At 45.6% G+C, this 12,954-nt stretch carries 10 protein-coding genes; 5 read left to right on the top strand and 5 right to left on the bottom strand.

Annotated features, from left to right (window positions below; genetic code table 11):
- The first annotated feature begins 36 nt into the window (after positions 1-36).
- Genes rhaT through GFS24_RS20540 form a run of 5 tightly spaced genes read left to right on the top strand, consistent with a single transcriptional unit; the run spans position 37 to position 6,189 of the window.
- Positions 37-1,092, top strand: coding sequence for an L-rhamnose/proton symporter RhaT (gene rhaT / locus GFS24_RS20520; protein ID WP_153662675.1), 1,056 nt, complete (start codon positions 37-39; stop codon positions 1,090-1,092).
- 21 nt (positions 1,093-1,113) lie between these two features.
- Positions 1,114-3,234 carry a bifunctional aldolase/short-chain dehydrogenase gene (locus GFS24_RS20525; RefSeq protein WP_153662676.1) on the top strand — a complete coding sequence of 707 codons (2,121 nt, stop codon included), beginning with the start codon at positions 1,114-1,116 and terminating at the stop codon, positions 3,232-3,234.
- A 12-nt stretch (positions 3,235-3,246) separates the two neighbouring features.
- Positions 3,247-3,561: an L-rhamnose mutarotase gene (gene rhaM, locus GFS24_RS20530; protein ID WP_153662678.1), complete on the top strand. Its 315-nt coding sequence runs from the start codon at positions 3,247-3,249 to the stop codon at positions 3,559-3,561.
- A 12-nt stretch (positions 3,562-3,573) separates the two neighbouring features.
- Positions 3,574-4,833, top strand: coding sequence for a sugar isomerase (locus GFS24_RS20535; RefSeq protein ID WP_153662680.1), 1,260 nt, complete (start codon positions 3,574-3,576; stop codon positions 4,831-4,833).
- A 12-nt stretch (positions 4,834-4,845) separates the two neighbouring features.
- Positions 4,846-6,189 carry an FGGY-family carbohydrate kinase gene (locus tag GFS24_RS20540; protein WP_153662682.1) on the top strand — a complete coding sequence of 448 codons (1,344 nt, stop codon included), beginning with the start codon at positions 4,846-4,848 and terminating at the stop codon, positions 6,187-6,189.
- 112 nt (positions 6,190-6,301) lie between these two features.
- Here GFS24_RS20540 and GFS24_RS20545 read toward each other — a convergent pair whose 3' ends face one another.
- The 5 genes from GFS24_RS20545 to GFS24_RS20565 are packed head-to-tail and all read right to left on the bottom strand — an operon-like array spanning position 6,302 to position 12,892.
- A complete protein-coding gene (locus tag GFS24_RS20545) occupies positions 6,302-8,458 on the bottom strand; it encodes a GH92 family glycosyl hydrolase (protein WP_371731294.1) in 2,157 nt (718 codons plus the stop codon).
- Between the two features lie 16 nt (positions 8,459-8,474).
- Positions 8,475-9,944, bottom strand: a complete 1,470-nt coding sequence (locus tag GFS24_RS20550; protein ID WP_153662686.1) for a calcineurin-like phosphoesterase C-terminal domain-containing protein — start codon at positions 9,942-9,944, stop codon at positions 8,475-8,477.
- 59 nt (positions 9,945-10,003) lie between these two features.
- Positions 10,004-10,783: a LytTR family DNA-binding domain-containing protein gene (locus GFS24_RS20555; protein WP_153662688.1), complete on the bottom strand. Its 780-nt coding sequence runs from the start codon at positions 10,781-10,783 to the stop codon at positions 10,004-10,006.
- A gap of 19 nt (positions 10,784-10,802) precedes the next feature.
- The gene (locus GFS24_RS20560) at positions 10,803-11,792 is read right to left on the bottom strand and encodes a sensor histidine kinase (protein ID WP_173003135.1); all 990 of its coding nucleotides are present in this window, start codon (positions 11,790-11,792) and stop codon (positions 10,803-10,805) included.
- Positions 11,793-11,839: 47 nt separating this feature from the next.
- A complete protein-coding gene (locus tag GFS24_RS20565; protein ID WP_153662692.1) occupies positions 11,840-12,892 on the bottom strand; it encodes a sensor histidine kinase in 1,053 nt (350 codons plus the stop codon).
- Between the last annotated feature and the right edge of the window lie 62 nt (positions 12,893-12,954).

Here is a 12,954-nt window from a genome sequence, read left to right on the forward strand (position 1 = left end):
TTTAATTTTAAACGATTAAGCCTTTAATATTCCACCATGCAAGCAATTTTAGGTATTCTATTTCATTTCATTGGCGGATTTGCCAGTGGTAGTTTTTATATCCCTTATAAAAAAGTAAAAGGCTGGAGCTGGGAAAGCTACTGGATCACCGGCGGCGTTTTTTCCTGGCTGATCGTTCCTTTCATTGCTGCCTGGTTAACCATTCCCGGCTTTATGGACATCATCGCCAATACGCCCGCCATCACTTTATTCTGGACGTATATCCTGGGCGTACTCTGGGGAATCGGCGGATTAACGTTTGGCCTTTCCATGCGCTACCTGGGTATGTCCCTTGGTATGGCTGTAGCCTTAGGATTCTGCTCTGCCTTCGGCGCACTGATCCCACCTTTATACAAAGAGTTTTTTACAGACAGTCCGGATACGTTCACGGCTATGCTGCAACATAACAGGGGCATCTTTGTTTTACTAGGCGTGATCGTTTGTCTTGTTGGTATCGCCATCAGCGGCAAAGCCGGCATGTTTAAGGAAAAAGACCTCTCCCCTGAAAAACAACAGGAAAGCATCAAGGAATTTGACCTGAAAAAAGGACTCATCGTAGCCATCGTATCCGGTATCCTCAGTGCCTGTATGAGTTTTGCCATTTCAGCGGGAGAGCCCATGGGCCAGGCTGCTGTAGCAAATAATGCCAACCCTTTGTTTAAGAATAATGTGATCTTTGTAGTGATCATGTTAGGAGGGCTTACCACTAATCTGATATGGTGCGTTATCCTCAACATACGGAACAAATCATTCGGCGACTATACGAATAAAAAGAGCCCGCTGGCTGCCAATTACTTTTTCTCAGCTATCGCAGGCACCACCTGGTTCTTACAATTCTTCTTCTATGGTATGGGCGAAAGCAAACTAGGCAACGGCGCCAGTTCCTGGATCCTGCACATGGCATTCATCATCCTGATTTCCAGCATGTGGGGCTTTGCCCTCAAAGAATGGAAAGGGGTGAGCAAAAAAACATACGCTACTATCCTCATCGGCATCACTACGATCATACTTTCCGTAGTGCTGGTAGGATATGGCAATTCTCTGGAAAATTGATCTTGTGATAAATTAAGTAATATGTCGACAAACAACAGTACCATCACCAAATTCAAGCATGTAAGCTATCTGTGGGATGATGCCAAAGCTGCATCCATGGCTGGTGATGAAGTAGCCCTGCTGATCTACCGCTCCAATCTGCTGGGCGCCGATCTGCGTTTAACAAATTATGGCGGAGGAAATACCTCCTGCAAAGCCATGGCCATTGATCCCCTCACCGGAGAAAGTACGGAAGTGATGTGGGTAAAAGGTTCCGGTGGAGACCTCGGCACCCTCAAACGAAGTGGCCTCGCCGCTTTGTATGTGGACCGCATGCATCGCCTGAAAAATATCTATAAAGGTCTGGACATGGAAGATGAAATGGTAGAACTGCTCAACCATTGCATATATGATCTGCAATCCAAAGCACCTTCCATTGATACTACCTTACATGGTTTCCTGCCATTTGCACACATAGACCATTTACATCCCGATGCAGCGATTGCTATCGCCGCAGCAAAAGATGGTAAAAAGATCACACAGGAATTATTTTCCGGCACCATCGGCTGGGTAGAATGGCAGAAACCAGGATTTGATCTGGGTCTGAAACTGCGCCAGTGCCTCGATGAAAATCCCGGCATCCGTGGTATCATGTTAGGCTCCCATGGTCTATTCACCTGGGGAGACACTGCTTACGAAAGTTACATGAACACACTGGAAGTAATTGAACGCTGTGCGGAATACCTCCAGGAAAATATCGGTAAAAAGAAACCTGTGTTTGGTGGTCAGCGGATGGAGTCTCTGCCTAAAGCAGAAAGACTCGCAAAGGCTGCTGCCTTAGCACCTGTACTGCGCGGATACTGTTCCTCCAAAACAAAAATGATCGGTCACTTTACCGATGATGAAAGAGTATTGGAATTTATCAACTCCAACGATCTGGACAGGCTGGCCCCACTCGGCACCAGCTGCCCTGACCACTTCCTGCGTACAAAGATCAGTCCGCTGGTGCTGAACTTTTCTGTAACAGAAGAGATCAGCGTGATGAAAGAAAAGCTGGGGCCGATGTTCGACGCTTACCGCCAGCTGTACACAGATTATTACAATGCCTGCAAACATCCTAACAGTCCGGCTATACGGGATACCAATCCTGTAGTGATCTTATACCCCGGCATAGGCATGTTCACTTTTGCAAAAGATAAACAAACCGCACGCGTAGCCGCAGAGTTCTATATCAATGCCATCAATGTAATGAAAGGCGCAGAAGCTATTTCCACTTACATTTCCCTGCCCCGCCAGGAAGCATTCAATATTGAATACTGGTTACTCGAAGAAGCCAAACTGCAACGCATGCCTAAACCAAAACCCCTCACCGGCAGGATTGCCCTGGTAACAGGCAGCGCAGGAGGGATCGGTAAAGCCATTGCACAAAAGTTTGCACAGGAAGGCGCCGTAGTAGTGATCAATGATAATGATGCACAACGCCTCGAAACCGCTAAAGCTTCCTTCCAGCAGCAATTTGGTGCAGATGTATTTGCAGCAGATGTACTGGACGTAACAAAAGCAGACACTATCCGCCAAACATTCAGTACAGCAGCCCTCGCCTTTGGCGGTGTGGATATTGTAGTGAACTGTGCCGGCCTTTCTATATCCAAACCCCTGGAAGATCATACGGAAGCAGACTGGGATATCCTGTACGATGTACTCGTGAAAGGACAATTCCTCATCACACAAGCCGGTGCAGAAGTAATGCGCAAACAGGATATGGGTGGCGATGTATTGAACATCGTAAGCAAAAATGCCCTCGTATCCGGCCCTAACAATGCAGGGTACGGTTCTGCAAAAGCAGCACAATTGCACCTGAGCAGACTAAACGCTGCGGAGTTAGGAAAAGATCATATCCGTGTGAACGTAGTGAACCCGGATGCCGTGATCTCCGACAGTAAGATCTGGGAAGGTGCATGGGCAGAAGGAAGAGCAAAGGCATACGGGGTTACCGTGGCTGAGTTACCTGCCTTCTATGCAAAACGTACTTTACTCAATGAGATCATCCTGCCGGAAGATATCGCCAATGCCTGCTTTGCATTTGTTGGCGGATTGCTCAATAAGGCTACCGGGAATGTGTTGAATGTAGATGGAGGGATAGCCATGGCATTTGTACGATAAAAACAATTCCCTATGCAACGCATTGCCGTTAAAATGATCCTTAAAGAAGGATATGCAGACGAATACAAAAGACGGCATAGTGCGTTGTGGCCGGAGTTACAGATATTATTAAAGGAAAGCGGAATAAGCGATTATTCCATTTACCTTGATGAAGAAACAAATATCCTGTTTTCTTTTTTGAAAGTGGAAGATGCTACCGCGCTGGATCATTTGCCACAACAGGCAGTGATGCAGCGCTGGTGGAATTACATGAAAGATATCATGGATAGCTATCCGGATAATTCACCTGTAACTTTTCCCTTAAAAGAAGTATTTTATATGGCTTAATAAATCCATGCTATGGAACTTGAACAACACAATGCGTCCTTACAGGCTGCTCATCAACGCGCCTTCAGTTATATTTCCGGAGAAACAGATCAAACGGAAGCCATACTCAAAAAACTGGCAGCCTTCCAGGTAGCCATTCCCAGCTGGGCTTTAGGAACAGGCGGTACCCGCTTTGGCCGTTTCCCCGCTGGTGGCGAACCACGCAACCTGGAAGAGAAGATCGAAGACATTGGCCTGCTGCATAAACTCAACCAATCCAGCGGCGCTATTTCTTTGCATATCCCCTGGGATATTCCTTCTAACCCTGCACACATCAAAGCCCTGGCAGCAGAACAAGGCATCCGTTTCGATGCCATGAACTCCAACACCTTCCAGGACCAGCCAGGTCAGGCGCTGAGCTACAAGTTCGGCTCCCTGCAACACGTCAATAAAGCCATCCGCCAACAGGCCATCGATCATAACATAGAAGTGATCAAACACGGTATCGAGCTGGGTTCTGATTCTCTCACCGTTTGGTTATCTGATGGTTCCTGTTTTCCCGGCCAGCTGAACTTCCGCCAGGCATTCCAGAACACACTGGAAGGTTTGCAGGAGATCTACAAAGCCCTGCCCGATAACTGGAAAGTATTTGTTGAATACAAAGCATTTGAGCCGAACTTTTACTCCACCACGGTGGGTGACTGGGGCCAGTCTTTATTATATGCCAGCAAATTAGGCCCTAAAGCTTATACGCTGGTAGACCTTGGGCATCATCTCCCCAATGCGAACATTGAACAGATCGTTTCCCTTCTGCTGATGGAAGGAAAACTCGGTGGTTTCCACTTCAATGATTCCAAATATGGTGATGATGATCTCACCGTAGGCAGTATCAAACCTTACCAGTTATTCCTTATTTTTAATGAACTGGTAGAAGGAATGGATGCACGTGGCATGAACCACGCAAAAGACCTCGGCTGGATGATAGATGCTTCTCACAACGTAAAAGATCCATTAGAAGATCTGCTGCAATCTGTAGAAGCGATCATGCTCACCTATGCACAGGCTTTGCTGGTAGACAGGAAGAAACTCGCAGAAGCACAAATGAACAACGACGTAGTAACTGCACAGGAAGTACTGCAACAGGCTTTCCGCACAGATGTACGCGCCCTGGTAGCGGAAGCCCGCTTAAGAGCAGGTGGTGCATTGAATCCATTAGGTTACTTCCGTGCTGCAAAAGTGAGAGAACAATTGATTAAGAAGAGAGGCCTGAAAACAGTGGCTACCGGTTTGTAATAAATTGAATGAATGGCAAGAGTTCCCGTTATAGTGATTTTTGATGTTGGTAAAACCAACAAGAAATTGTTCCTGTTTGATGAACAATACAGGATCATATTTGAAAGAACGGCCCGTTTTACGGAAACAACAGATGAAGACGGCGATCCCTGTGAAAACCTGGAAAGCCTCCGCCTCTCTGTATTTGATTCCTTACGGGAAGTTTTTAAGATGAAGGACATTGAAGTAAAAGCCATCAACTTCTCCACTTATGGAGCAAGCCTGGTGTACATCAATGAAGACGGGAATCCGCTCACACCTTTATATAATTACCTGAAAGCATACCCGGAACAATTAAAGCAGGAATTCTACCAGCGTTACGGTGGTGAAGCAGCATTCAGTGTGCAAACAGCTTCTCCTGTATTAGGAAGCCTCAACTCCGGCATGCAGTTGTACCGCCTGAAACAGGAACGGCCAGAGGTATTTGAATCCATAAAATATGCATTGCACTTACCGCAATACATGAGTTACCTCTTATCCGGAATCGCCTGTTCTGATATCACCAGCATCGGCTGCCATACCAATCTCTGGGATTTCACTACGAACAGTTATCACCGCTGGGTAAAGGAAGAAGGCCTGCTGGATAAACTGGCGCCGCTCATGCCTTCCAACGAAGTGATGCCTGCCGTATTTCCCGGCAACAATTATCACATCGGCACCGGCCTGCATGATAGCTCAGCAGCTTTAATCCCGTACCTGGTAAGTTTCCACGAACCGTTCATATTAATTTCCACCGGCACCTGGTGCATCAGCTTTAATCCTTTCAACAATAATCCGCTCACATCGGAAGAGCTGGAACAGGACTGCCTCTGTTACATGACCTTTCAGGGAAAGCCCATCAAAGCATCCCGCCTTTTTGCCGGTTATGAACATGAGCAGCAGGTAAAACGCATCTCAGATCATTTTAAACAACCTGCCATACGTTACCGTAGCCTGGATTACGATCCAACAATTCCGCTGAAACCAGCAGGCAACTTTGCAGACAGGCACCTGAAGGATTTCCCGACAGATGCAGCTGCCTATCATCAACTGATGTATGACATTGCCATACAACAGCAACACTCAACCGGCCTGGTAGTAAAAGGAACAAAAGTACGGCGGATATTTGTGGATGGAGGTTTCAGCAAAAACGTGATCTACATGAACATGCTGGCGATGCTATTTCCGGAGATTGAGATCTACGCAGCTTCTATGGCCCAGGCCACAGCCATGGGTGCAGCCTTAGCGATCCATCCAACCTGGAACAAAAAAAGCCTGCCGAATGATTTGATTGAGTTGAAGTATTATGCCGTGAAGCAGGAGCATTTGCCTTTTTGATTTCATCAATTCTAATAAAAAAGAAAAAGAAACCTTTCTCCCCCTGAGATCCCGAAGGCAGAGAGAGAATATTTTTTTCTAATTTAAAATTAAAAAGAAGCCTCTCTGCCTTCTAAAGTTTCGAAGCCGGAGAACCTCCTTTCTTAATAAAAATATCCCCTCCCTGCACCAAGGTCTCGTGGGGGATACTAAAACCTTTATACGGCTTCCCGTTAACGGTGATGGATTGAATATATGCTCCCATCCCGCTTGTCTTTATATTCATTTTCTTTCCATTTGGGAGGTGGATCGAAATCTGATCGAAGATAGGCGTACAGAGCATATATTCTCCTCCCACCGGATCAACAGGATAAAGTCCCATAGCCGCAAACACATACCACGCACTCATCTGCCCCGCATCATCATTCCCACTCAGTCCGCCAATACCATCGCTATATTCTTCTTTTAAAATACGCGCCACCTTCTCCTGCGTTTTCCATGGAGCAGCAGTAAAGTTGTAAAGGAACGGAATATGATGCCCCGGCTCATTCCCATGCCAATACTCATTTTTATCAAACAAACTATCCAGAGAAGCCTCCAGATTCAGCAAAGAAGACAACCCCTTCATATCCTGCGGTACATAAAAAGTATACTGCCGCGGCGTACCCTCTGTAATAAAAGGCAACTTCTTATCCGCATGAAAGCTTTTATAGAAGCTACCATCCGCATATCGTCCATTCATCAATCCCACGTTCTTATCAAACACATTCTTATAATTACCAGCCCGTTTCTCCAACACAACAGCATCTTCTGTTTTACCAAGACTCCTCGCAACAGTAAACAATGCATAATCATCATAAGCATATTCCAGCGTACGGGAAACCTGTTCTCTTTTATGAAAAGCATCCATCACACTATCTTCCAATGGTATGTAACCATATTGCAGATAAGAAGTCAATGCCCGCCGCCCCTTTCCATCTTTATAATCTTTTGCAGGTGCCACATCAAAAGCATTACGCCTCATGAGTGCATAAGCTGCTTCAACATCATAATTCCGAATATTCTTATTATAAGCCGAAGCAATAAACGCCGTCCCATGATCCCCTATCATGGCAGCCGTATAACTATTCCAGCAGGGGAAGATCGGTAACCATCCACCCTGTGTACCTTTCAGGATCATAGAACGTACGAAGTCATTGATCAACCGCGGTTGCAGAATTTCGAACAAAGGAAGCTGCGCCCGGTAAATATCCCACATAGAAAAATCGTCGTAGTAATCGCCCTGCCCATTCCTGAGCTGTTCGTTTTGATAATCCCCCGCAAACCGCGGATATGTACCATATACATTACTCATTAAGCGGGGATGCTGCATGCTATGATACAATGAAGTATAAAAGATCCGTTTCGCCTTTTCATCGCTGCCGCTCACTTCAATCTGCCCTAAAGCTTTCTCCCAAACACCTTCTGCCCGTTTACGCAAAGCAGAAAAATCCCAGGTATCCATTTCCACCTTCATATTCAACCGCGCGCCGCCAAGGTCCGTAAAAGAAGTACCAACACGCAGTTTGATCACCGTCCCTTTCTTTGCATATAACTTAATACCTGTAGCAGTAGCCACCGCCTGCGAAGCATCATACTGTATCACAAACCAACCACTAAATCCAGCCGGTTGCCCACTTCCCTGATAGATCCTGTACACCGGATTATACCCTGTGATCTCTTTCCGGGCCGTATCAATAGTAAGGCCCCCCTTTTGCTTATCACTGTTAGGCGTTACCATAATGTACAAACTATCATCCTGCAACATGGTGAATTGCAGCATGCCGCAACGCAACGTTGCCGTCATTTCCGTTTGTACATTCCCCAGTTTGTTCTTGTAATAATGAGGCTGACTGACTTCGCTGCCATGATCTAAAGTATTCCCGCCACTGGTTACCGGCATAATAGTTACACTACCATAATCCTGTGTGCAGGAACCACTCAGCCAATGAGTAAACCTGTAGCCGCTGGAAGTTTTATCATTATAATAATAAGGCGCCTGGCATTTTTTTTCTGTAGTGCGGGTTTGCGGGGTTAATTGCACCATGCCAAAAGGTAAGCCCACCGCGGGGATAACATTAGCCAGCATCTCCGTACCAGCGCCATGTTTCTTAGCACTGATAGTAGTGGCAGGGGCTGTTCCCATTAAGGGATTTACATATTGAACATGCTGTGCATGTACACTGCTGCAAAGTAGCAGAAATAAGATGATCCTCATGAAGGTAAATATAGGAGGAATATTTGCAAATATCCCTCCTGGTCTACCTTTATCCGAGCGTTACTTTTTTCGTATAAACATTACCAAAACGGTCCGTAGCCTTCACGGTGATCTCTTTTGCATTGGCAGAAGGTTTGGCCGAAAAGAGATGATCTGTTAAGCTGGGCTCTACCCATGTATGTTTTACAGGCATAGTGGTCCCTTGATAGAGTTCCACTGCTTCAGGATCATAACCGATGATCTGTTCCATCTTACCTTTGGCCACGCCATCTTCCAGCCATTCTATTTTCCATTTTGGATCCCAGTTCCATACATTCGCTATCACGGCATCCGCCTGTTCAGCGATACTGCCTTTTTTATGGATGCTGATCTGGTGTGTTTTATCAAAACCAACGGATTTGTAATACCATTTGATCTCGTTTCCTTCCACTTCATACACTGCATATCCACTGGGCGTTCCATCTGAACAAATAGGACCAGTCCACCAGGCACCGCAAACTGTACCGTGGTTATGCTCCATGATATTATCCTTTTCCCAGTTCTCATTGAAATGGGTATGGCCGCTCATGATATGTACCTTATAATTTTTCAGCATGGCATACAATGCAGCACGGTTGCTGGTAACACCTCCCAGCTCTTCTTCTTTCGCACCACTTCTTCTCTTGGCACCATTGTCTGAAGGAATGTGCAGGGAAACTACTACCGTACTACCTGCCGGTACATGTTGCAGGTCTTTCTCCAGCCAGCTCAATTGATTCTCCGTGAGATAACCAATGTAACGATGACCAGCGCCAATAAAGAATACATTATCCAGCGTCACATAATGGATCTTACCCCTGTTGAAAGAATAATAAGTAGGACCGAAGTTCTCTTTATAAGTATCCTGGGATTTATCATCCGTACGGGCAGAATAATCAATATCATGATTCCCGATCACCTGGAAGAAAGGTGCGCCGGTGATACCCACTGCTTCTTTATAATCTGCGTATAACTCGAATTTATCAAACACCAGGTCTCCCGCGCCAATACCATGGATAGGAATTTGACCAAGAGAAGCTACCAACGCCTGAGTATCCGGTGCAGAAATTGTTTTCAGTAAGTTAGCATCTTCTTTCGTGAGGATCTGCGTATCGCCCCATACAATGAAGGCATGTTTATCGTCGCCGCCTTTGATAGCGTCCAGGGAGAAGTTGATGTTTTGCGAAGGGAAATTCTTATCTATCTTAACATAGAAATCAGCTATGCCTTTTTTATGAGGGATGGCATAACCGGAGGGAACGGACAGGAATACAAATTCTGCATTCACATGTGGCTCAAAGCCAAAGCTGCCATCATTACCGGTTTTCACTACGTTGAAACCATCGCTGATCACAACATTCGCAATACCTTTGCCGGCAGCTATTACTCTACCCTGTACTTTTTTAGCCTGACTTTTATCTCTTCCTAAAACCTCTACTGCCGGTAACGCTGCAGCAGCGGAGAATACGCCGAAGCTCTTCAGAAAATTCCTTCTTTTCATATTGACGGTTGTAAGCCGCAAAGAAAAGCATCCAATGTTACCTAATCATTAAGGATCGCCTATTTGCCCATCCATTTCTTGAACTCCGTCACCCGCTCGCGGCTCACCAGGGCTTCCTTACTTTCTGAGGGCTTTAATCCAAGAATAAGGCGGTTACCAAAATAATCATCAATCTTATCGATGCTGCGCACAGCAACAAAAAAAGCACGACTGATGCGGAAATATTGTTCCGGATCCAGCATCTCATCGAGCTCGTCCATCGTGTAATCAATAACAAACTTCTGGTTATCATATGTTTTAAAGAAGTTTAGTCTTCCATCACAGAAGAAGTAAGCGATCTCGCTAATATCAATGGAAACAAGCTTCCGCCCGTGTTTTACGAGAAACCGTTTCCTGTAAGCCGGGGGTTGCAGCTTTTGCCGGAGTTCTTTCAGCAGATGATCCATGTTCATGGTTTCATCCGGTGTACCGGCAGAAAATCCTTTCTTCAGTTCTTTATATTTATTCAATGCCGCCTGCAGTTCGTCTTTCTGTACAGGTTTCAGCAGGTAGTCGATACTATTTACCTTAAAGGCCTTGAGGGCATATTCATCATAGCTGGTAGTAAATACCACGGGGCTTTTTACTTCCGTTAAATTGAAGATCTCAAAACTCTGACCATCCGCCAGCTCAATATCCATCAGGATCAGGTCAGGTTTGGGATTGGATTGCAGCCATTCCACCGCAGAAGCAATACTGTCTGCCGTACCCACTACTGTAGAAGTTGGGTCTACAGCCTGCAATGTTTTCTGTAATTTCTTTACAGCCAGATCTTCATCTTCAATTATAAAAATATTCATAAAAAGAAATTTACAATACTTAACTCAACCCGGGGATCAGTGGCAGCACTACCACAAACCGGTTATTCAATTCACTGATCCGGATATCATACCTGCGCAACAGCCTGTATTTCTCCCGGATATTCGTAAGGCCTATCCCGGTTGATTCCGGTTTGCTGATCTTCTTCACCAGGTTATTCTCTATCACCAGGTAACCGTCTTCCGTAGAAGTAATGGTAATGGCGATCGGCTCCTGTTTACTCACCACATTATGTTTCACCGCATTTTCCACCAATAACTGCAAGCTCAGCGCCGGCAGTTCGTAGGACATAAACCCGGGAGCGATCTTCACATACATCTGGAAACTGTCCCCATGCCTTGTTTTCAGTAACTGGTAATAGCTTTGTATAAAATTCACCTCCTGTTCCACCGTGCTCATACCGCTCTCATTATTCCGCAACAGGTAGCGGTACACCTTGCTCAGTTCATCCAGGAACTCTTCCGCCATTTTTTTATCCTCCGTAATTAAGGAAGATAACGTGTTGAAGCAATTGAACAGGAAATGCGGATTCACCTTTTGCTTGAGGTTATCAAACTCCTGCTCCAGGTGTAATTTCTCCAGCATCTCTTGTTCCGTGGCACTTTCCCGGTATTTATCAATGATGTACAATACCTCCCACAACGTTTCAAAAATGATATTCACCGCCAGGCCATTCAGGTATCCGTACACCAGGTCTATCGTTTCCAGTTCATATCCCAATATATGAAACCAGTCATATACCAGTAAGATGAACAGGCCTGAAGGCGTCATCACGATAAAGTTCACCAGTGCTTTCCACCTGATCCGCTGCGCCGTTTGTTCCAGCGAAGGGAACCGGCTGATCACATAGTGATTGTACTGGTAATGCATAAACCAGGACACCAGCCCTATTCCATACAGGAGCGGAAAAGAGATCGCCCAGATCCGCCAGTCGCTAAAGATCCTGTTGTCATAGAGGATATACACCCAGGCCAGTATGATCAAAGGCATGGAATATATAAAACTCTGTGTTTGTATCCTGCTGGGCTTTACAAATTTCATAACACTACCTCCCTTCCCCCGAACAAGGGTAAAATGATGATCCGTATGTTACTGCTCTCGCTGATCGTGATCGGCGGAGCATTCAGCAACTGGTATTTGTTCAGCAGGTTGTCCAGCCCTTCTTCAATATTAAAGTTCTGCAACACCGTTTTTTCATATACCGTATGCGTGATGGAGATCTCATTATTATCATTGCTTTCGATGAGGATCTTCAGCGGGTTCTTTTTACTGATGGCATTCGTATAGATGATATTCTCCAGGATCACCTGCATGCTCAGCGGGGGCAGGTTCTTGCGAAGGGCATCTTTATCTACCCTGATGGTAGCTTTAATAGCAGTGCCGAAACGTTGTTCTGTTAAGTACAGATAGGACTCCGCAAATTTGATCTCATCCGCCACCGGTATCAGGAATTCATCATCATTGCGTAGCAGGTACCGGTGTACCTTACTCATTTCATCCAGGAACTTTTCAGCCCTTTCTTCTTCATCCGGGATAAGGCCGGAGAGGGTGTTAAAACAATTAAACAGGAAATGCGGGTTGATCTGGCCTTTCAAACCCAGCAATCTGCTTCGCTGGTAAGCGTTCTTCAGCTTTTCCGTTTCTGCCAGGGAAGACTTCCAGTTTTCCCAGTTAGCAATCGCTTCATTGATAAAAGTGATCACCGTGCTCAGGATGCAGCCGCACAATACAGCCCACCAGAACATATTTGGCTTCACCTGGCATGCCAGGAAAGGAATGTGATTGTAAGAAAGATACAGTGCCGTCATGCTGGCGATATTCATGAGGTAGAATATGGGCAACATAATGGCAATGCGCTTAAACAGGTCTCCGGCGGAAGGGAACCTGTTACGGATGAACACCGCTACCAGGCCAAATATAAAATAGATGACCAGGAAGTAAAACCCGCTCCCGATAAAGCTTTTGCCAAATTCCAGTACACTGCTGAAGATGCAGGTCCCTAATATCAGCATGTTCATCACAAGGATATAAGGGATCATCACCCAGCCAAAGACCAGTGGCTCTTTCTTACTATATCTTACAAAGGCCATGTTATAAATGTATTAAAATCCGGGTGTATATCGTATAACATGGCGGTGAATTGAGGGAAACA

Source organism: Chitinophaga sp. SYP-B3965, assembly GCF_009647655.1.
Taxonomy (GTDB): domain Bacteria; phylum Bacteroidota; class Bacteroidia; order Chitinophagales; family Chitinophagaceae; genus Chitinophaga.

Bases quoted from the DNA above. Each gene is read 5' to 3' on its own strand.
- rhaT (WP_153662675.1), top strand. From the start codon at position 37: ATGCAAGCAATTTTAGGTATTCTATTTCATTTCATTGGCGGATTTGCC.
- GFS24_RS20525 (WP_153662676.1), top strand. From the start codon at position 1,114: ATGTCGACAAACAACAGTACCATCACCAAATTCAAGCATGTAAGCTAT.
- rhaM (WP_153662678.1), top strand. From the start codon at position 3,247: ATGCAACGCATTGCCGTTAAAATGATCCTTAAAGAAGGATATGCAGAC.
- GFS24_RS20535 (WP_153662680.1), top strand. From the start codon at position 3,574: ATGGAACTTGAACAACACAATGCGTCCTTACAGGCTGCTCATCAACGC.
- GFS24_RS20540 (WP_153662682.1), top strand. From the start codon at position 4,846: ATGGCAAGAGTTCCCGTTATAGTGATTTTTGATGTTGGTAAAACCAAC.
- GFS24_RS20550 (WP_153662686.1), bottom strand. From the start codon at position 9,944: ATGAAAAGAAGGAATTTTCTGAAGAGCTTCGGCGTATTCTCCGCTGCT.
- GFS24_RS20555 (WP_153662688.1), bottom strand. From the start codon at position 10,783: ATGAATATTTTTATAATTGAAGATGAAGATCTGGCTGTAAAGAAATTA.
- GFS24_RS20560 (WP_173003135.1), bottom strand. From the start codon at position 11,792: ATGCCTTTGATCATACTGGCCTGGGTGTATATCCTCTATGACAACAGG.
- GFS24_RS20565 (WP_153662692.1), bottom strand. From the start codon at position 12,892: ATGGCCTTTGTAAGATATAGTAAGAAAGAGCCACTGGTCTTTGGCTGG.